17 protein-coding genes are annotated in these 19,309 nt (G+C 60.1%); 15 read left to right on the top strand and 2 right to left on the bottom strand.

The window, feature by feature from the left end; all coding sequences use genetic code 11:
* The first annotated feature begins 2 nt into the window (after positions 1-2).
* The 12 genes from ACOTYH_RS11290 to ACOTYH_RS11235 all read left to right on the top strand — a co-directional run bounded on the left by ACOTYH_RS11290 (position 3) and on the right by ACOTYH_RS11235 (position 12,058).
* On the top strand, positions 3-1,025 hold the full coding sequence (locus ACOTYH_RS11290) for an aromatic ring-hydroxylating oxygenase subunit alpha (RefSeq protein ID WP_017692695.1): 1,023 nt from the start codon (positions 3-5) through the stop codon (positions 1,023-1,025).
* Positions 1,025-1,774, top strand: coding sequence for an SDR family oxidoreductase (locus ACOTYH_RS11285; protein WP_017382918.1), 750 nt, complete (start codon positions 1,025-1,027; stop codon positions 1,772-1,774). Before ACOTYH_RS11290 ends, ACOTYH_RS11285 begins: the two co-directional genes overlap by 1 nt.
* Positions 1,775-1,786: 12 nt before the next feature.
* Entirely contained in the window at positions 1,787-2,575 is a 789-nt protein-coding gene (locus ACOTYH_RS11280) for an IclR family transcriptional regulator (RefSeq protein WP_154123149.1), read from the top strand.
* Between the two features lie 78 nt (positions 2,576-2,653).
* Positions 2,654-3,580 carry a VOC family protein gene (locus ACOTYH_RS11275; protein ID WP_015571827.1) on the top strand — a complete coding sequence of 309 codons (927 nt, stop codon included), beginning with the start codon at positions 2,654-2,656 and terminating at the stop codon, positions 3,578-3,580.
* On the top strand, positions 3,577-4,764 hold the full coding sequence (locus tag ACOTYH_RS11270) for an NAD(P)/FAD-dependent oxidoreductase (RefSeq protein WP_032669255.1): 1,188 nt from the start codon (positions 3,577-3,579) through the stop codon (positions 4,762-4,764). Before ACOTYH_RS11275 ends, ACOTYH_RS11270 begins: the two co-directional genes overlap by 4 nt.
* 25 nt (positions 4,765-4,789) lie before the next feature.
* A complete protein-coding gene (locus ACOTYH_RS11265; protein WP_015571825.1) occupies positions 4,790-6,046 on the top strand; it encodes an MFS transporter in 1,257 nt (418 codons plus the stop codon).
* Between the two features lie 10 nt (positions 6,047-6,056).
* A complete protein-coding gene (locus tag ACOTYH_RS11260) occupies positions 6,057-6,587 on the top strand; it encodes a cupin domain-containing protein (RefSeq protein ID WP_017382915.1) in 531 nt (176 codons plus the stop codon).
* A 9-nt stretch (positions 6,588-6,596) separates the two neighbouring features.
* Positions 6,597-7,367, top strand: a complete 771-nt coding sequence (locus tag ACOTYH_RS11255; protein ID WP_032619068.1) for an alpha/beta fold hydrolase — start codon at positions 6,597-6,599, stop codon at positions 7,365-7,367.
* Complete coding sequence (locus ACOTYH_RS11250; protein ID WP_015571822.1) at positions 7,351-8,145, top strand: SDR family oxidoreductase; 795 nt, start codon at positions 7,351-7,353, stop codon at positions 8,143-8,145. The genes ACOTYH_RS11255 and ACOTYH_RS11250 overlap by 17 nt, the downstream gene beginning before the upstream one ends.
* 9 nt (positions 8,146-8,154) lie before the next feature.
* Positions 8,155-8,925, top strand: a complete 771-nt coding sequence (locus tag ACOTYH_RS11245; protein ID WP_017692699.1) for an aspartate dehydrogenase — start codon at positions 8,155-8,157, stop codon at positions 8,923-8,925.
* A gap of 9 nt (positions 8,926-8,934) precedes the next feature.
* Positions 8,935-10,404 (top strand): aldehyde dehydrogenase, encoded by a 1,470-nt coding sequence (locus tag ACOTYH_RS11240; RefSeq protein ID WP_421637743.1) that lies wholly within the window; start codon positions 8,935-8,937, stop codon positions 10,402-10,404.
* A gap of 13 nt (positions 10,405-10,417) precedes the next feature.
* Positions 10,418-12,058, top strand: coding sequence for a thiamine pyrophosphate-binding protein (locus ACOTYH_RS11235; protein WP_126340069.1), 1,641 nt, complete (start codon positions 10,418-10,420; stop codon positions 12,056-12,058).
* A gap of 102 nt (positions 12,059-12,160) precedes the next feature.
* Here the strand turns inward: ACOTYH_RS11235 and ACOTYH_RS11230 are convergent, their stop codons facing one another.
* Positions 12,161-13,429: an OprD family outer membrane porin gene (locus tag ACOTYH_RS11230; protein WP_017382910.1), complete on the bottom strand. Its 1,269-nt coding sequence runs from the start codon at positions 13,427-13,429 to the stop codon at positions 12,161-12,163.
* Between the two features lie 210 nt (positions 13,430-13,639).
* Complete coding sequence (locus ACOTYH_RS11225; protein WP_421637742.1) at positions 13,640-14,398, bottom strand: M48 family metallopeptidase; 759 nt, start codon at positions 14,396-14,398, stop codon at positions 13,640-13,642.
* 272 nt (positions 14,399-14,670) lie between these two features.
* Here ACOTYH_RS11225 and tkt point away from each other — a divergent pair, with 272 nt between their 5' ends.
* The 3 genes from tkt (at position 14,671) to pgk (ending at position 19,251) form a co-directional block, all read left to right on the top strand.
* A complete protein-coding gene (gene tkt, locus ACOTYH_RS11220; RefSeq protein WP_421637741.1) occupies positions 14,671-16,662 on the top strand; it encodes a transketolase in 1,992 nt (663 codons plus the stop codon).
* 356 nt (positions 16,663-17,018) lie between these two features.
* Entirely contained in the window at positions 17,019-18,038 is a 1,020-nt protein-coding gene (gene epd, locus ACOTYH_RS11215; protein ID WP_128771916.1) for an erythrose-4-phosphate dehydrogenase, read from the top strand.
* Positions 18,039-18,087: 49 nt separating this feature from the next.
* Positions 18,088-19,251 carry a phosphoglycerate kinase gene (gene pgk, locus ACOTYH_RS11210; protein ID WP_015571809.1) on the top strand — a complete coding sequence of 388 codons (1,164 nt, stop codon included), beginning with the start codon at positions 18,088-18,090 and terminating at the stop codon, positions 19,249-19,251.
* Positions 19,252-19,309 lie beyond the last annotated feature (58 nt).

Here is a 19,309-nt window from a genome sequence, read left to right as displayed (position 1 = left end):
CGATGACGACGACCGTACAACATTATCTGGATAAAGGCCTTCGCGGCCTCTGGTATCCGGTGCTGGCGAGCTGGGAAGTGCAGTCTGCGCCGGTGGGCATCACCCGCCTGGGCGAGCAGATTGTGGTCTGGCGCAATAAAGATGGCCAGGTGCAGGCGCTGGAGGACCGCTGCCCGCACCGCGGCGCGCGCCTGTCGATGGGCTGGAACCTCGGGGACCGCATTGCCTGCTGGTATCACGGCGTAGAGGTGGCGGGCAACGGCGAAGTGAAAGACGTGCCCGCCGTGGATAAATGTCCGCTGGTCGGCCAGCAGTGCGTGCGCAGCTATAACGTGCAGGAGGCGCACGGCGCTATCTTCCTGTGGTTTGGCGTCACCGCTGACCAGCAGCCGGACGAACTGACCTTCCCGGATGAACTCGCCGACACGGAGAACTTCAGCAACTTCCTCTGCACCGCCGCGTGGAAATGCAATTACCAGTACGCGCTGGAAAACGTGATGGACCCGATGCACGGCACCTATCTGCATTCGTCCTCGCACTCGATGGCGGAAGGGGATCGCAAGGCCGACATGGTGCTCCAGCCGACCAAAACCGGCTTTATTTTCGAGAAAAAAGGGCAGAGCGGCGTCAATTTCGACTGGGTTGAGCTCGGCAACAGCGGCACCTGCTGGATGCGCCTCTCCATTCCGTACAAGAAGCGCTTCGGACCGGGCGGTCACTTCTTTATCGTCGGCATGGTGGTGCCGGAAGATAACGACAACTGCCGCGTCTTCTTCTGGCGCATCCGCCGCGTGCAGGGCTGGCAGCGCGATATGTGGCGCTTCATGTACCGCAACCGTCTGGAAAAACTGCACTGGGAAGTGCTGGAGCAGGACCGCGTGGTGCTGGAGAGCCTGGCGCCAAACGCGCGCGACCATGAGTACCTGTACCAGCACGACGTCGGCCTTTCCCGCCTGCGTCGCATGATGCAAAAGGCCGCCAAAGAGCAGCTGGCGATGCGTGAAGCACAGCAGGGAGCCGCCTGATGAATGGGCTGCTGAGCGGCAAGCGCATCGTGGTGACCGGCGCCGCGCGCGGGCTGGGCTACCACTTTGCCCAGGCCTGCGCGGAGCAGGGCGCGGCGGTGGTGATGTGCGACATCCTCAAAGGCGAGCTGGCCGAGAGTGCCCACCGGCTGCGCGAGCAGGGCTATGCGATCGAATCGCACGTTATCGATCTGGCCGATCAGCACTCTATCGACCAGGTGTTCAGCGCCATTGGCGAGCAGGGGCAGATTGACGGCCTGGTGAACAACGCGGCGATGGCGACCGGCGTGGGCGGCAAAAACATGCTCGATTACGATCCTGACCTGTGGGACCGTGTGATGAGCGTGAACGTCAAAGGCACCTGGCTGGTGACGCGCGCCGCCGTGCCGCTGCTGCGCGAAGGGGCAGGCATTGTGAACGTAGCGTCCGACACCGCGCTGTGGGGCGCGCCGCGCCTGATGGCCTACGTCGCCAGCAAGGGCGCGGTGATTGCCATGACCCGCTCAATGGCGCGCGAGCTTGGCGAAAAGCGAATTCGAATCAACGCCATCGCCCCGGGATTAACCCGCGTCGAGGCAACCGAATATGTGCCGGCCGAGCGGCATCAGCTTTACGAAAACGGACGCGCGTTAACGGGGGCGCAGCAGCCGGAAGATGTCACCGGCAGCGTGGTCTGGCTGTTAAGCGATCTGTCACGGTTTATCACCGGACAGCTGATCCCGGTCAACGGCGGTTTTGTCTTTAATTAAGGTAGGGCGATGATGGCAAACGATCGGGAAGTGAAGTATCTGGTGCCGGGGCTGGAGCGCGGTTTACAGCTGCTGTTGGCCTTTGGCGAGCAGCATCGCGAACTGACCTTTGCCGAGCTGCACCGGCTGGTGGATATGCCGAAGGCCACCGCCTACCGCGTGGTACAGACGCTGGAGTTCATGGGCTTTCTGGAGCGCAACGCGCGCACCAATACCTTCTCGCTGGGCATGAACGTGCTGCGCCTGGGCTTTGAGTACATCGCCTCGCTGGACGTGGCGCAGGTCGGCCAGCCGGTGATCGAGCAACTGCGCGACGTGAGCCAGTGCAGCAGCCATCTGGCGATCCGCGACGGGCGCGACATTATCTACATCGCCCGCGTCAGCGCCGCCGGGTCGCGCATCAACCAGGTCAGTATTGGTACCCGTCTGCCGGTGCACTGCACCTCGCTGGGCCGCATGCTGTTGACCGATATTTCCCGCGCTGATTTCGAACAGCTGTTCCCGCATGAGCGTCTGCCGGGCAACACGCCGGGGCAGCATCACGACCGCGAAGCCCTGTGGCAGATGGTGCAGCAGGACAAAGCCCGCGGGTATGTCATCGGCGAATCCTTCTTCCGCCACGGCATCTCTTCCATCGTCTACCCGGTGTATGACCGAAGTGGCCGCGTGGCGGCGGTGGTCAGCATTTTGGTGCCGTCGGAGGAGATCCCGCAGAGCGACCGCGAGCGCCTGCAAAACGAGGTTCGCCTCGCGGCGGATAAAATTTCTGGCTTCTTAGGGTATTTGTCACAGGCCAGTTAAATCAGTGAGTTAACGTCAGGCGCTTGACTGCGTCGGGCATGTTTTACGCCCAATCTGGGCCAGATGAGGCAACGAACGATGAGTGTAACCGGAATTGAAAAGCTGGAATTTGGTGTGGAAGACCTGACGCACTGCGCCAAATTTATGCGTGATTTTGGCCTGACGGGCGATGCCAGCGGCCAGCGTTTCACCACCCTGAGCGGCGCGCGCGTGGAGCTTAACCCGATCGACAGCCCCGACCTGCCGCCCGCGTTTGAAGCGGGTAACACCCTGCGCCGCATGACCTGGGCGGTTGCCAGCCAGTCTGATCTGGACGCGCTGCGCCCGAAGCTGGCGCAACAGCCAGGTTTTCGTGAAGTGGGCGACGCGCTGGAGTGCCTGGACCCGAACGGCATGACGCTGCGCGTGCAGGTGACCCAGCAAACTGACGTGGAGCTGAACGTCGAGCCGATTAACCAGTGGGGCGATGCCCGCCGTATCGACACCCCCAGCCCGGTTTACGATCGCGCCCAGCCGATCAACGTGGGGCATGTGGTGTTCTTCGTGGAAGAGCTGGCGGCAGTGGAGAAATTCTACCGCGAGGTGCTCGGCTTCCAGGTCTCGGACCGCTATATCAACCGCGCCGTGTTCCTGCGCTGCGGCGTGCGCGGCGGCCATCACAACCTGTTCCTGCTGCAACTGCCGAACCGCAAGCGCGGCCTCAACCACGTGGCCTTCACCGTGCGCGACATCCACGAGGTGATCGGCGGCGGTATCGCGATGAATAAACATGACTGGAGCACCTTTATCGGGCCGGGCCGTCATCCGGTGTCGTCGGCGTACTTCTGGTACGTCAACAGCCCGACCGGCGGGGCGTTTGAGTATTACACCAACGATGATTATCTGACGGAAAACTGGCAGCCGCGTGAGCTGGAGCATTCGCTGGTCTCCTTTACCGAGTGGGCGGTGGAAGGCGGGATTGACCACGACACGCGCCGTCAGCAGAAAAAGCCGGAGGCGGTATGACGTCGCGCATTGTCATTATCGGCGGCGGCCAGGCGGGCGGCTGGGCGGCGAAAACCCTGCGCGATGAGGGTTTCGACGGCGAGATTTGCGTGGTAGCGGAAGAAGAGTGGGATTTCTACGAGCGCCCGCCGCTGTCAAAAGCGTCTTTGCTGGAGCCGGACGCGGCGCTCCCAAGGCTGTTTAGCGACGAGGTGCAGCAGGCGCTGAACCTGGCCTGGTACCGGCCGCTGCGCGCTGAATCTGTCGATCGCGATGAGAAAAAAGTCGTTCTTAGCAACGGCGAGCATCTTAGTTACAACATCCTTTTAATCGCTACCGGTGGTCGGGCGCGCCTGCCTTCGCAGGCGTGGGCCAGCCATCCGCAGGTCTACACCCTGCGCCACTGGCAGGACGCGCAGCGCCTGAAAAGTCGGCTGGCGGAAAGCCAAACCCTGGCGATTGTCGGCGGCGGCTGGATCGGACTGGAGATTGCTGCCTCGGCGCGGAAAAGCGGCGTGGCGGTCACCCTGTTCGAGCAGCAGCCCGCGCTCTGCATGCGCTCGGTGAGCGGCGAGGTGTCGCAGCGCCTGGAGGCCATCCACCGCGAGCAGGGGGTGGAGATCCGTACCGGCTGCGGTGCGCTGGAGCTGGAGGACGATAACGGCCTGCCGGTTATCCACTGCGACGGCCAGCGTGAAACCTTTGATGCGGTGGTGGTCGGGATCGGCGTCGATCTCAATCTGGAGCTGGCGCGCGATGCGGGGCTGAAAACCGGGCGCGGGATCGTGGTGGATGCCCAGGGACGCACGTCGGATCCGTTCATCTTTGCCGCAGGAGATGTCGCCCAGCACCATCACTACGGGCTGTGCATCCAGTCCTGGGCCTTCGCCCAGAACCAGGCGGTGGCGACGGCGAAAGCGATGCTCAACCCCGATGCGCCGGGCTATGACGACGCGCCGTGGCTATGGTCGGATCAATACCAGCACAACATCCAGATCCTCGGCATTCCGCAGCCGGGCAGCAGAACGGTCGTGCGTGAAGAGGCGCTGTACTTCTCGCTGGACGACAACGGGAGGCTGACGCAGCTGGTGGCGTTCGACGATGCGCGTACCGTCAAGCTGGCGAAGCGCTGGATGGCGGCGGGGCGGGATCTGTCCGACGTGCCGCTCGCCGACCCGACCTTTTCACTGATGTCACTGCGATAGCTAACCCGCACCCGTAGGGGGAGAGATGACCACACTAGAGACTAACACCGCACCGGTTGAGGCGAGCGGTGAGGGGACCCGCACGCCCGAAAAAGCGGTGCGCTGGGCCATCCCGCTGTCGCTGCTGGCCTGCGTGCTGCTGGCGTTTTTCGACAAAATCAGCATCGCGGCGCTCTTTTCGGATACCCATTTCCAGCAGGCGATGGGCATTGATTTCGACACCACGCGTCTCGGCATTTTGATGAGCGCTTTCCTGCTGAGCTATGGCTTCTCATCGGTGTTTTTAAGCGGTTTAGGCGACAAAATCGCGCCGCTGCGCCTGCTCACCGGGATGATGGCGGTGTGGTGCGTGCTGATGGTGGCGATGGGCTTTACCCATAACTACACGCTGATGATCGTCCTGCGTATTCTGCTGGGCGTGGCGGAAGGACCGCTGTTCCCGCTGGCCTTCGCCATCGTACGTCACAACTTCCCCCAGCATTTGCAGGCGCGCGCCACCATGCTGTGGCTGCTGGGGACCCCGGTGGGCGCGGCGATTGGTTTCCCGCTTTCCCTCTGGCTGCTGAACACCTTTGGCTGGCAGAGCACTTTCTTTGTGATGGCCATGCTTACCGTGCCGGTGCTTATCTTTGTGCGCATTGGTCTGCGCGGGATCCGCCTGGAGGCAAAACCCGGCACCTCGCAGGCGTCCCGGGACGAGCGGCGCGCGGCGCGGCGTGAGCTGTTCGTCAGCCCGCACTTCTGGATCATCTGCATCTTTAACATCGCTTTCCTGACCTATCTGTGGGGCATCAACGGCTGGCTGCCGGGCTACCTGATCAAAGGCAAAGGCATTCATCTGGAGCACGCGGGCTGGCTGTCGTCGATGCCGTTCATCGCCATGCTGGCAGGGGAAGTGATTGGCGCGTGGCTCTCGGACAGGGTCGATAAGCGCGCGGCGGCATGCTTTATCTCCATGGCGGGGGCGGCCGTCGGGCTGGCGGCGGTGATGCACCTTGATACCCCGCTGGCCGTCATCGCGGCGATGAGCTTCAGCACCTTTATGTGGGGCACCGGCGCGCCCAACATTTTCGCCCTGCTGGCGAAGGCCACCCATCCCCGGGTGAGCGCCACGGCGGGCGGTATCTTCAACGGGCTGGGAAACTTTGCGGGCGCGCTGTCGCCGGCGGTGATGGGTGCGCTTATCGCCTTCACCCACAGCATGGATTCCGGGCTGATTTTTCTGGCGGTGATGGCGGCGGTGGGCTGCGTCCTGTTACTGCCGCTGCTGAGACGTTACTGAGGAGAGTGTCATGACTGATTCAACCGTAACCAACAAAACGGGCATCAAACCTGACCATCTGACGATGGAAGAGTGGGTCGAGTCGCGCATCGCGCGCTTCGAAGGACGTAAATACGACTGGAACGCGCTGAAGTTCCAGGCCGATTTTGACCCGAAATACCGCCGGGCGCAGATGCGCTACATCGGCACTGGCGCAACCGGCGTGGCGAACGACACCAACACCGTGCAGGCGGACCATTTTACCTTCTCCACCATGGTGCTGCCGTCGAAGTGCGAAGGACCGCTGCACCTGCACGACGACGTGGAAGAGGTGTTCTTCATGCTCAAGGGGCAGATCACGCTGATGATCCAGGACGGCGACAACTACACAGAAACCGTGCTGCGTGAGCGTGACCTGATCTCCGTTCCGCCGGGCATCTATCGCGGCCTGTTTAACCACGGCGAAGAAGAAGCGCTGATGTGCGTCATGCTGGGGACCAACAAGCCGGAAATCCCGACCTATCCGTCCGACCATCCGCTTTCCAAAGTGAAGCGGAACTAAGGGGGCATGATGACGGGTTTTCGTGAACAGGGAAGCGGTATTCCGCTGATGCTGCTGCACGGGATCAGCTCCGGCGCCGCCTCCTGGCACAAGCAAATGGCGCTGAACGGTTTTCGCGTGCTGGCGTGGGACATGCCCGGTTACGGCGAAAGCCCGATGCTGGCCGTAGCGCGGGCGAACGCGGGGGATTACGCCGACGCGCTGGCGGCGATGCTGGATCGCGCCGGTGTCTGGCAGGCAGTGCTGGTCGGCCATTCCCTGGGGGCGCTGGTGGCCAGCGCCTTTGCGGCAAAGTTCCCGGATCGCGTCATTCATCTGGTGCTGGCCGACGCCGCGCAGGGGTACGGCAATGCCGCGCCGGAGCAGCGGGAGCAGGTATGGCGCAACCGCGAGCAGCAGATGGCGCTGGGGGGCGACATCCTCGCCCAGACCCGCGCCGCGAAGCTGCTGCGCCCCGGCGCGCGCGCGGAAGATATCGCCACCGTCGCGGCGGGCATGCGGGCGCTGCGCCCGGAAGGCTACCTCGCTGCCGCGTGGATGCTGGCACATGACGACATTCACGGCTGGCTTAAACGCTACTCAGGCACGTTTGAAGTCTGGTGCGGCGAGCAGGATGCCATCACCCAGCCGGAACTGGTTCAGGGTCTGGCGCTGCGCTACGGCATGCCGTTTATCGCCATTCCGCAGGCCGGGCACGCCAGCTATCTCGATAACGACGCGTTTTTCAACCAACAGCTTTTACGCATTAACGAAGAGGTGCGCGATGAATGCACAAATTGACGGGCGCGTAGCGGTCGTTACCGGCGGTTCTTCCGGCATTGGCTTTGAAACGCTGCGCCTGCTGCTGGGTGAAGGGGCGAAAGTCGCCTTCTGCGGCCGTGACCCGGACCGGCTCGCCAGCGCCCATGCGACGCTGCAAAACGAATTTCCTCACGGGGAGATTTTTGCTTACCGCTGCGACGTGCTGAACGCCGACGAAGTTCAGGCCTTTGCGGATGCGGTGCAGGCGCGCTTTGGCGCGGCGGATATGCTGATCAACAACGCCGGGCAGGGCTACGTGGCGCACTTCCATGATACCCCGCGCGAGGCGTGGCTGCACGAAGCCGAACTCAAACTGTTCGGGGTGATTAACCCGGTGCAGGCGTTTCAGCCTCTGCTGGAGCAGTCCGACATTGCCTCTGTTACCTGTGTGAACTCCCTGCTGGCGCTACAGCCGGAGGAGCACATGATCGCCACCTCTGCCGCTCGTGCCGCGCTGCTGAACATGACGCTGACGCTGTCGAAAGAGCTGGTGGGCAAAGGTATTCGCGTCAATTCCATTCTGCTCGGCATGGTGGAATCCGGCCAGTGGCAGCGCCGCTTTGAAAACCGGGCGGACAAAAGCCAGAGCTGGCCGGAGTGGACGGCGGATATCGCGCGCAAGCGCGGCATTCCAATGGCGCGCCTCGGCAAGCCGCAGGAGCCCGCGCAGGCGCTGCTGTTCCTCGCTTCGCCGCTGGCCTCGTTTACCACCGGCGCGGCGCTGGACGTTTCCGGCGGCTTCTGCCGCCATCTGTAAGGACACATCATGAAAAAGGTAATGTTGATTGGTTTTGGCGCCATGGCACAGGCGGTGATTGAGCGCCTGCCCGCCGGCGTGGCTATCGGCTGGATCGTGGCGCGCGCGTCTCACCATGCCGCCATTCACGACCAGTTTGGCGATGCGGTTGAGGCGCTGACGTCGCCGATGGCGTGCGCACAAACGCCGGATCTGGTGCTGGAATGCGCCAGCCAGCAGGCGGTGGCCCAGTACGGGGAAGAGATCCTGCGTCGCGGCTGGCATCTGGCCGTCATTTCCACCGGCGCGCTGGCGGACAGCGCGCTGGAGCAGCGTCTGCTCGCTGCGGGCGGAAAAATGACCCTGCTTTCCGGTGCGGTGGCCGGTATCGACGGGCTGGCGGCGGCGAAAGAGGGCGGCCTTGAGCGCGTTACCTATCAGTCGCGCAAAAGCCCGGCCAGCTGGCGCGGCAGCTATGCTGAGCAGCTTATCGATCTGAATGCGGTGTCAGAGGCAAAGGTTTTTTTTGAAGGCAGCGCCCGCGAGGCGGCGCGCCTGTTCCCGGCGAACGCCAACGTGGCGGCGACCGTGGCGCTCGGCGGCGTCGGGATGGACGACACCCGCGTGCAGCTGATGGTTGACCCGGCAACGAAACGCAACACCCACACGCTGCACGTCGAAGGATTATTCGGCGAGTTTCATCTGGAGCTGAGCGGACTGCCGCTGGCATCGAATCCTAAAACCTCCACCCTGGCGGCACTGAGCGCGGTGCGCGCCTGCCGCGAGCTGGCCCTGAGCTGAGGAGTGACGATGGACGATCTGAAGATTTTTATCGGCGGCCAGTGGCGACACGGCGGCGGCAACCCGATGCAGAGCCACTTCCCGGCAGACGGGTCGATCAACGCGACGCTGAATGCCGCCAGTCTGGATGACCTGGAGGAGGCGGTAGACGCCGGAGAGCGCGCCTGGTGCGATCCCGCCTGGCGTAACAGCCTGCCGCATATGCGCGCGAAGATCCTGCATAAGGTTGCCGATCTCATTGAATCCCGCGTCGACGCGCTGGCGCAGATGCAGAGCCGTGATAACGGCAAGCCGCTGGCGGAAGCGCGCGGGCTGGTGATGAGCGCGGCGGGAACGGCGCGCTACTTTGCCGCCGCCTGCGAGCTGCTGGAAGGGGAACTGCCCACGCCGCGCCAGCCGGATCTGCTGACGCTGAGCCGCTATGAGCCCCTTGGCGTGGTGGCGGCCATCACGCCGTGGAACTCGCCGATTGCCAGCGAAATGCAGAAGGTCGCACCGGCGATTGCCGCCGGAAACGCGGTGATCCTCAAGCCGGCCGAAGCCACGCCGCTGATGGCGCTGGAGCTGGCACGGATTTTTGAACAGGCCGGGCTGCCTGCCGGGCTGCTGAGCGTGCTGCCGGGCAAAGGCTCGGTGATTGGCGATGCGCTGGCGCGCCATCCTCGCGTGCGCAAAATCTCCTTTACCGGTGGAACCACCACGGGCCGCCATCTGGCGCACGTGGCGGCGGAAAAACTGATCCCGGCCTCGCTGGAGCTGGGCGGCAAATCGCCGACCATCGTGCTGGAGGATGCTGATATCGAACAGGCCGCGCGCGGGATCTGCTATGGCATTTTCAGCTCGGCGGGGCAGGCGTGTATCGCCGGGTCGCGGCTGTTTATCCACGAGAGCATTTACGCCCCGCTGATGGCGAGGCTGCTGGAATTAACTCGCGGGCTGCGCGTCGGACACCCGTTTACCGACGGCGTGCATGTCGGACCGCTGATCGGCGAAAAACATCGCCAGAGCGTGATCGAGTACGTCGAACTGGCGAAGCGCGAAGGGGGCCGCGTGCTGTGCGGCGGTGAGATACCCGCCGATCCCGCTCTGGCAAACGGCAGCTTTTTCCTGCCCACGATTATCGAAGGGCTGAGCAACAGCGCCCGCGCCTGTCAGGAAGAGATCTTCGGCCCGGTGCTGGTGGCGATGCCGTTTGGCGATGAAGCCACGCTTATCCGCGAGGCGAACGACTCGGTTTACGGCCTGGCGGCGGGGATCTGGACGCGCGATACCGGGCGCGCCCTGCGTCTCAGCGAGCAGCTGGAGGCAGGCACGGTGTGGATCAACACCTACAAAGTCTTTGCGATTTCGACCCCGTTCGGGGGCTTTAAAGAGAGCGGTCTGGGCCGCGAGAAGGGTATACAGGGGCTGAAAGCCTGGATGCAACAAAAGAGCATTTATCTGGCGACGGGTAACAGCGTCAACCACTGGTGCGACTGAGAAAGGGTGAGCAATGAGCGAAATGATAACCGTCGGCGACGCCATCGCCAGAACGCTGGAGCAGTATCAGGTTGAGGCCATCTACGGCGTCATCTCCATTCACAACCTGCCGATCGCGGATGCGGTTGGGCAGCGGGGCAATATCCGCTTTGTGCCCGCCCGCGGTGAAGCCGGTTCCGTCACCATGGCCGATGCCCACGGGCGCTTTTCCGGCCTCGGCGTGGCGCTGACCAGCACCGGCGCGGGGGCGGGTAATGCGGTAGGCGCGCTGGTGGAAGCCATGAATGCCTGCACGCCGCTGCTGCATTTAACCGGGCAGGTTGAGAAAGCCTGGCTGGACGCCGACACCGGGTTTATCCATGAAACCCGTGACCAGCTGACCTTCCTGAAGGCCAGCTCAAAACGGGCGTACCGCATCAGCAATGCGAATCAGGCGATAGCGATTCTGCATAAAGCTATCCAGGACGCGCAGACCGCGCCATGCGGACCGGTCTCGGTGGAAATACCGATTGATATTCAGGGCGCCAAAATTCCGCTGTCGCTGGTGACTAAACCGGTTAAACCGGCATCGGTTCCAGCCGTGGATACCGGAATGGTTGACGCGCTGTGGGCGCAGCTCAAGCAGGCGAAACAGCCGCTGCTGTGGCTGGGGGGCGGGGCGCTGGGCAGCGCTGAGGCGGTGAAAACGCTGGCGGATGCGGGCATCACCGTGATTTCCAGCACCCACGCGCGCGGCGTGCTGCCGGACAGCCACCGCGCCAGCCTTCGCGCGTTCCACAACTCGCCGTCGGTTGAGGCCCTGATTGCGCAGTGTGATTTTACGCTGGTGGCCGGTTCTCGCCTGCGCAGCAACGAAACCCGATCCTGGACGCTTGAGCTGCCTTCCCCGCGGGTGCAGATCGATATCGACCCGGCGGCGGCAAGCCGTAACTACCTGATGGATAGCACGTTGATAGCCGATTGTTCAGCGGTGCTTGGCGCGCTGGCTGAAAAAGTACAGGGCCGCGAGTGGGGCAGTCCCCAGTGGGATATGCAGGTGCAGCAGGCGGTCGGGCAAGCTGAGCAGGGGCTGCGCGAGCAGTGCGGCGCCTATGCGAAGCTTAACGACGCCATAGCAAAAGCCCTGCCGACAGACGGCCTGCTGGTGCGCGATATCACCGTGTCCGGCAGCCTGTGGGGTAGCCGCCTGTTCAGGGCTAACGGTCCGATGATGAACATTCACTCCCTCGCCGGGGCGATTGGTATGGGGCTGCCGATGGCCATCGGCACCGCGATTGCCAACCCGCAGCGCAAGGTGGTGGGGCTGGTGGGCGACGGCGGCCTGAGTCTGAATTTAGGCGAGCTGGCGACGCTGGCGCAGGAGAAAGCTAACGTGACGCTGCTGGTCATGAACGACGGCGGCTACGGGGTGATGCGCGGTATTCAGGATAAGTATTTCGGCGGGCGTCAGTATTATAACGCGCTGCATACGCCGGACTTTACCCTGCTGGCGCAGGCGATTGGCCTTCAGGCGTGGAGCGTTGAGCGGGCAGAGGATTTTGATGCGGTGATGACGGAGGCGCTGGCGATGCCGGGGCCGTCGGTAGTGGAAGTGCGGATGGGGCAGATTGGCGCCCTTAAGTTTGCGGGGCCGCCGCAGAAGACGCTTTACTAGCAGTGCAGTGCGGTCTGAAGCCCTCACCCCAGCCCTCTCCCAAAGGGAGAGGGTGACAGCGTTCCCTCTCCCTTTGGGAGAGGGTTAGGGTGAGGGGGTAAATCAGAACACGTTAAACGGGTATTCCACGTAAGCGCGGATCTCGTCCCCGCCCACGTTGTACTCGCTGGCGTTGCTGGAGACGCGCAGTACGGAGTAGCGCAGCTTCAGCTTCAGATCTTTCGCCGGGCCATCCTGCACCTGGTACTGGATCTGGTTAAACCACTCGTGCTCTTTGCCATTGCTGGTTTCAGAGGTTTTGATGTTATCGCCGCGCACGTAGGCGGTGGTCCAGCTCAGGCCCGGTAAACCAAGGCCGCCAAAGTCCAGACCGTAGGATGCCTGCCAGGAACGTTCATCTTCGCCGTTGAAATCAGACCAGTAGGAGTTCGCCAGCCAGATGGTGTTACCGCCGTCACCCACGCCGCCTTTGTCGCGATAGCCGCCGTAGTTGTAGCCGGTACTGCCGCTGCTCTGCTGGTACGCCACTTTGAACGTGTGAATGTCCCAGATATAGCTCGCTGCCAGGCTCCAGATGGTGTTGCTGCGGCCCGTGTTGAGGCTGTCCGCGTAATGCTGGTCGAGACGGGAGTTATAGCCGTTGAAGTCGAGCACCAGCTGCTGCCCGGTACTGAACGGCTGTTTGAAGTTCATGCCCAGGTACTGCTTGTTCATCACCTCTTCGTTATGAGAGGCGTACAGCGCGCCGCTGAACTGGTCGTTAAACTGATAGCTCGCACCGCCGAAGGAGAGGCTCTTCAGTCCGCTGTCGTGGCGGTCATCGCTTTTACGCTGCTCGTCGGTGAAGTAACCGGCGTTGACTTCCAGACCGTCGATCTCTTTCGAGGTCAGCAGGGTGCCGGTGTAGCTTTCAAACAGCAGGCGGGAGCTGTCGGATGTAATGATTGGCAGTTCAGGACGCTGGTTCCCGTAGCTCAGTACGGTATTGGAGATGCGCATTTTGGCGGTTGCGCCAAACTTTGCCAGATCGGATTTTGCCCGGCCGTCGTCTTCCTGCTTAAAGAAGTCGATGCCGCCCGCGCCGCTCTTGCCGCGGCCACCGTCCAGACGCACGCCATACTGCGCGATACCGTCCACGCCGAAGCCCACCAGCCCTTCGGTATAGCCGGATGCAAACGTGGCGATGATCCCCTGACCCCATTCGGCTTTGTCCTGCTGGCCCTGATGGTAGTCGCGGCTGATATACGCATTGCGTAAAAACAGATCCAGATGGCTGTCGTCAATAAAACCCTTGCTGTCGGATTGCTGGCTTGCGGCGGCAGGTAATGCGGCAAATAAACTTAAAGCAATTAATGATAATTCTTTTTTCACGGAGGGAACGTCTCTGTCTGGATATATTAATTTGAATAACTGCGGAAGAGATAATTACCGGAAAAAGTAACCTTTGCAATAATTATGTGACCAGACATTTCAGAGTGGCAGGGTAGATTTGGCGGGGCTTTCAGGGGGGTTATCGATACGTGCTTTTAAGTTAACAATTCATGCGAAATAAAAAGGAGGCAAAACTGCCTCCTTCTGAAATTATTTAATTCCGTCTGCCGCCATACGGTCGCGAATATGCTGTGCACGCTCTTCCGAAGCCGGGTGATCGTCAAACATGGAGCTTTGACGGCCCTCCTCCAGTTTCGCCAGTTTTTCGAAGCTGGTAGCTAAACCCGATGGATTGATGCCGCGTTTGCGCAACAGATCGTAAGAGTAGTCATCCGCTTCCGACTCCTGACGCTGGGAGAACTGCGAGTTCACCAGTTTTTCGCCCACGTCGCCCAGCTGCGACTGGGACAGGCTGCCGACGATGCCGCCCGCAGAGGCCGCCGCTGCACGCACGGCATTGGTGCCCAGCGCAATCTGCATCCCTTTCTTCACGTGACCCAGTGCAACGTGACCCATTTCATGGCCGATCACCGCTTCCACTTCGTTGTCGGTCATCATGTCCATCAGGCCGCTGTAAACGCGAATACAGCCGTTCGCCATCGCAAAGGCGTTGACGTCTTTCGCCATATACACCTTGTAGTTCACCGGCTGACCGTTAATGTTGTCGCCCAGCGCGGAAGCAATCTTGTTCAGACGCTGCGTGTAGGTGCTGTTTGCCGGGGCAAGCGTAGCTTTTCCATCCATATCCTTACAGGCCTCGTCGCTCAACGCTTTCACCTGCGCATCGCTCAATGAGTAGGCCTGAAAAGCTTCTGCGCCTGAGGTCATCAGGCCGTTAGAATCCATATTCTGACAGCCGCTTAGCAGGAGCGTTGTTCCCACAGCCAGCCCGATTGCACGCATTTTCATGATGTTGCTTCCGTACTCGTTAATCTGAATTAATTCCGAAAAATGCACCGTCAACGAAGCCGGTGTCGGGCTAAGTATAAGGAATATCGACAGAGGCGGGCGAGCAGATTGCGCAACATGCGAGCATGATCCAGAGATTTCTTAAGCTGCAAAAGAATGGTCCATGTACATGCCCTGCGGCTTGGGTTACATTGTTGGCACTTTTTTCCGGCGTAGCCCAAAACGCGCTGTCGTCAAGGGCATGGCCTTTAACAGTCCGATCTGGAGTTAAAATGTCCTCACGTAAAGAGCTTGCTAATGCTATTCGTGCGCTGAGCATGGACGCAGTACAGAAAGCCAAATCCGGCCACCCGGGCGCCCCTATGGGCATGGCTGACATCGCCGAAGTCCTGTGGCGTGATTTCCTTAACCACAACCCGCAGAACCCGGCATGGGCAGACCGCGACCGTTTCGTGCTGTCTAACGGCCACGGCTCTATGCTGATCTACAGCCTGCTGCACCTCACTGGCTACGATCTGCCAATTGAAGAGCTGAAAAACTTCCGTCAGCTGCACTCCAAAACTCCAGGTCACCCGGAAGTGGGCTACACCGCTGGCGTTGAAACCACTACCGGTCCGCTGGGTCAGGGCATCGCTAACGCCGTAGGGATGGCGATTGCAGAGAAGACCCTGGCGGCGCAGTTTAACCGTCCTGGCCACGACATCGTTGACCACTTCACCTACGCCTTCCTGGGCGACGGCTGCATGATGGAGGGCATTTCTCACGAAGTGTGCTCTCTGGCAGGCACCCTGAAGCTGGGTAAACTGGTTGCGTTCTACGACGACAACGGCATCTCCATCGACGGTCATGTTGAAGGCTGGTTCACTGACGACACCGCCGCACGTTTCGAAGCCTACGGCTGGCACGTTGTGCGCGGCGTTGATGGCCACGATGCTGACTCGATTAAACGTGCCGTAGAAGAAGCGCGCGCCGTGACCGACAAACCGTCCCTGCTGATGTGCAAAACCATCATCGGCTTCGGTTCTCCGAACAAAGCGGGCACTCACGACTCCCACGGCGCACCGCTGGGCGACGCGGAAATTGCACTGACCCGTGAAGCGCTTGGCTGGAAACACCCTGCCTTCGAAATCCCGTCTGAAATCTACGCTCAGTGGGATGCGAAAGAAGTGGGCCAGGCGAAAGAAGCGGCCTGGAACGAGAAGTTCGCGGCATACGCGAAAGCCTTCCCTCAGGAAGCGGCTGAATTCACCCGTCGTATGAAAGGCGACATGCCGTCTGACTTCGACGCGAAAGCGAACGAGTTCATCGCGAAGTTGCAGGCGAACCCAGCCAAGATCGCCAGCCGTAAAGCATCTCAGAATGCGATCGAAGCGTTTGGCCCTCTGCTTCCAGAATTCCTCGGCGGCTCCGCTGACCTGGCGCCATCAAACCTGACCCTGTGGTCCGGATCTAAGCCAATCAACGAAGATACTGCCGGTAACTACATCCATTACGGTGTACGTGAATTCGGGATGACCGCGATTGCCAACGGTATCGCTCTGCACGGTGGCTTCCTGCCGTACACCTCTACCTTCCTGATGTTTGTGGAATATGCACGTAACGCCGTGCGTATGGCTGCGCTGATGAAACAGCGTCAGGTGATGGTCTACACCCACGACTCTATCGGTCTGGGCGAAGACGGTCCTACCCACCAGCCAGTAGAGCAGGTGGCTTCTCTGCGCGTGACCCCGAACATGAGCACATGGCGTCCATGTGACCAGGTTGAATCTGCGGTGGCGTGGAAATACGGCGTTGAGCGTCAGGATGGCCCGACCGCACTGATCCTCTCCCGTCAGAACCTGGCGCAGCAGGAGCGTACCCCAGAGCAGCTGGCAAACATCGCGCGCGGTGGTTACGTGCTGAAAGATTGCGCAGGCCAGCCTGAGCTGATCTTCATCGCTACCGGTTCTGAAGTTGAACTGGCCGTTGCCGCATGGGAAAAACTGACTGCTGAAAGCGTGAAAGCGCGCGTAGTCTCCATGCCGTCTACCGATGCGTTCGACAAGCAGGATGCCGCGTACCGCGAATCCGTACTGCCTAAAGCGGTCTCCGCTCGCGTGGCAGTGGAAGCGGGTATCGCTGACTACTGGTTCAAATACGTGGGCCTGAACGGCGCTATCGTCGGTATGACCACGTTTGGTGAGTCTGCGCCGGCTGAACAGCTGTTTGAAGAGTTCGGCTTCACCGTTGAGAACGTTGTCGCTAAGGCGAAAGAACTGCTGTAATTGCCGTTTTGCCCGGTGGCGCTAACGCTTACCGGGCCTACAAATGGCATAAAATGTAGGCCGGGTAAGCGTTAGCGCCACCCGGCTTTTTTGTATGCACGATTCCTCAGACATGTAACTGCTCTGTAAATTATTCCACCGAAAATGTGATGCAAGTCATATAGCTCGCTTATTCATCTGGACAGAGATTCCTTTTATTCCCCGATTCGCTTATTCTTGCTGAAGCGTTTCAGTCGATTAAATGTTCGACAATTGACCAATCAATCGCAGTTTGTGACAGCAAGGATTCCCCTTCGGGCGTCGCTGGATTACTCTTTCAGCCACCTCAAACTCAGGGATAGCTTTGCAGGAGATCTATGACCGTACGCGTAGCGATTAATGGCTTCGGTCGCATCGGACGCAACGTGGTTCGTGCTTTATATGAATCCGGGCGTCGTGCGGAAATCACCGTGGTGGCAATCAATGAACTGGCGGATGCTGCGGGCATGGCGCATTTGTTGAAATATGATACCAGCCACGGTCGCTTTGCCTGGGACGTTCGCCAGGAAAGGGAACAGCTGTTCGTCGGCGACGATGCCATCCGCGTGCTGCATGAGAACAGTATTGAAGGGCTGCCCTGGCGCGAACTGGGTGTGGATGTGGTGCTGGACTGTACCGGCGTGTACGGTAACCGTGAACATGGCGAAGCACATCTGGCCGCAGGCGCAAAAAAAGTCCTGTTTTCTCACCCCGGCAGTAACGACCTCGACGTGACCGTCGTGTTTGGCGTTAACCAGCATGAGCTGCAGGCCGAACACCGCATTGTTTCCAACGCCTCCTGTACCACCAACTGCATTATTCCGGTCATCAAACTGTTAGACGATGCGTATGGCATTGAATCTGGCACCGTGACCACGATTCACTCCGCCATGCACGATCAGCAGGTTATCGACGCCTACCATCCGGATTTACGACGCACTCGCGCAGCGAGCCAGTCAATCATCCCGGTGGATACGAAACTGGCGGCAGGGATCACCCGAATTTTCCCGCAGTTTAACGACCGTTTCGAAGCGATTGCCGTGCGCGTTCCGACGATTAACGTGACCGCAATCGACCTCAGCGTGACGGTGAAAAAACCGGTAAAAGCCTGTGAAGTCAACCTGTTGCTGCAAAAAGCGGCACAGGGTGCATTTCATGGTATAGTTGACTATACGGAATTACCGTTGGTCTCAGTAGATTTTAACCACGACCCGCACAGCGCCATCGTGGATGGCACGCAGACGCGAGTCAGTGGTGCGCACCTTATCAAGACGCTGGTCTGGTGTGATAACGAATGGGGCTTTGCTAACCGAATGCTCGACACCACGTTAGCCATGGCCGCAAAAGGTTTCAGGTAGAGCGCACCTTGCGCTTGCAAAACTTTAAGAATCAACGAGAGGATTCACCATGTCTGTAATTAAGATGACCGATCTGGATCTGGCAGGTAAACGCGTTTTCATCCGTGCCGATCTGAACGTACCGGTTAAAGATGGCAAAGTGACCAGCGACGCGCGTATCCGTGCATCTCTGCCAACCATTGAACTGGCTCTGAAGCAGGGCGCTAAAGTGATGGTCACCTCCCACCTGGGCCGTCCAACTGAAGGCGAGTACAACGAAGAGTTCTCTCTGCTGCCGGTTGTTAATTACCTGAAAGACAAACTGTCCAGCCCGGTTCGCCTGGTGAAAGATTACCTGGACGGCGTGGAAGTTGCCGAAGGTGAGCTGGTTGTTCTGGAAAACGTTCGCTTCAACAAAGGCGAAAAGAAAGACGACGAGACCCTGTCCAAAAAATACGCTGCGCTGTGCGACGTATTCGTGATGGATGCATTCGGTACGGCTCACCGTGCGCAGGCATCTACCCACGGTATCGGTAAATTCGCAGACGTCGCCTGTGCAGGTCCGCTGCTGGCTGACGAACTGGAAGCGCTGGGTAAAGCTCTGAAAGAACCTGCTCGTCCAATGGTCGCTATCGTTGGTGGTTCTAAAGTTTCTACCAAACTGACCGTACTGGATTCCCTGTCCAAAATCGCTGACCAGCTGATCGTTGGTGGTGGTATCGCGAATACCTTCGTTGCTGCGCAAGGCCACAACGTGGGTAAATCCCTGTACGAAGCGGATCTGGTTGACGAAGCCAAACGTCTGCTGAGCACCTGTGATATTCCGGTTCCAACTGACGTTCGTGTAGCTACCGAGTTCTCCGAAACTGCTACTGCAACCCTGAAGTCTGTTAACGACATCAAAGATGAAGAGCAGATTCTGGACCTGGGCGACGTTTCTGCACAGAAACTGGCTGAAATCCTGAAAAACGCAAAAACTATCCTGTGGAACGGTCCTGTCGGCGTGTTCGAATTCCCGAACTTCCGCAAAGGGACTGAGATCGTGGCTAACGCTATCGCAGACAGCGAAGCGTTCTCTATCGCAGGCGGTGGTGACACCCTGGCAGCTATCGATCTGTTCGGTATCGCTGACAAGATCTCCTACATCTCCACTGGTGGCGGCGCATTCCTCGAATTCGTGGAAGGTAAAGTCCTGCCAGCAGTAGCAATGCTCGAAGAGCGCGCTAAGAAGTAAGCCATTCAGGGGCAGGGAAACCTGCCCAATTTTCAGCGCGCTTATCAGAGCTCGCACC

It is taken from the genome of Enterobacter cloacae complex sp. SHL001, assembly GCF_049236825.1.
GTDB classification, from domain to species: Bacteria; Pseudomonadota; Gammaproteobacteria; order Enterobacterales; family Enterobacteriaceae; genus Enterobacter; species Enterobacter hormaechei_C.
Note: the sequence above shows the minus strand (reverse complement) of the source record. Positions and strands in the feature narration are given on the sequence as shown.

Bases quoted from the DNA above. Each gene is read 5' to 3' on its own strand.
- ACOTYH_RS11290 (WP_017692695.1), top strand. From the start codon at position 3: ATGACGACGACCGTACAACATTATCTGGATAAAGGCCTTCGCGGCCTC.
- ACOTYH_RS11285 (WP_017382918.1), top strand. From the start codon at position 1,025: ATGAATGGGCTGCTGAGCGGCAAGCGCATCGTGGTGACCGGCGCCGCG.
- ACOTYH_RS11280 (WP_154123149.1), top strand. From the start codon at position 1,787: ATGGCAAACGATCGGGAAGTGAAGTATCTGGTGCCGGGGCTGGAGCGC.
- ACOTYH_RS11275 (WP_015571827.1), top strand. From the start codon at position 2,654: ATGAGTGTAACCGGAATTGAAAAGCTGGAATTTGGTGTGGAAGACCTG.
- ACOTYH_RS11270 (WP_032669255.1), top strand. From the start codon at position 3,577: ATGACGTCGCGCATTGTCATTATCGGCGGCGGCCAGGCGGGCGGCTGG.
- ACOTYH_RS11265 (WP_015571825.1), top strand. From the start codon at position 4,790: ATGACCACACTAGAGACTAACACCGCACCGGTTGAGGCGAGCGGTGAG.
- ACOTYH_RS11260 (WP_017382915.1), top strand. From the start codon at position 6,057: ATGACTGATTCAACCGTAACCAACAAAACGGGCATCAAACCTGACCAT.
- ACOTYH_RS11255 (WP_032619068.1), top strand. From the start codon at position 6,597: ATGACGGGTTTTCGTGAACAGGGAAGCGGTATTCCGCTGATGCTGCTG.
- ACOTYH_RS11250 (WP_015571822.1), top strand. From the start codon at position 7,351: ATGAATGCACAAATTGACGGGCGCGTAGCGGTCGTTACCGGCGGTTCT.
- ACOTYH_RS11245 (WP_017692699.1), top strand. From the start codon at position 8,155: ATGAAAAAGGTAATGTTGATTGGTTTTGGCGCCATGGCACAGGCGGTG.
- ACOTYH_RS11240 (WP_421637743.1), top strand. From the start codon at position 8,935: ATGGACGATCTGAAGATTTTTATCGGCGGCCAGTGGCGACACGGCGGC.
- ACOTYH_RS11235 (WP_126340069.1), top strand. From the start codon at position 10,418: ATGAGCGAAATGATAACCGTCGGCGACGCCATCGCCAGAACGCTGGAG.
- ACOTYH_RS11225 (WP_421637742.1), bottom strand. From the start codon at position 14,398: ATGAAAATGCGTGCAATCGGGCTGGCTGTGGGAACAACGCTCCTGCTA.
- tkt (WP_421637741.1), top strand. From the start codon at position 14,671: ATGTCCTCACGTAAAGAGCTTGCTAATGCTATTCGTGCGCTGAGCATG.
- epd (WP_128771916.1), top strand. From the start codon at position 17,019: ATGACCGTACGCGTAGCGATTAATGGCTTCGGTCGCATCGGACGCAAC.
- pgk (WP_015571809.1), top strand. From the start codon at position 18,088: ATGTCTGTAATTAAGATGACCGATCTGGATCTGGCAGGTAAACGCGTT.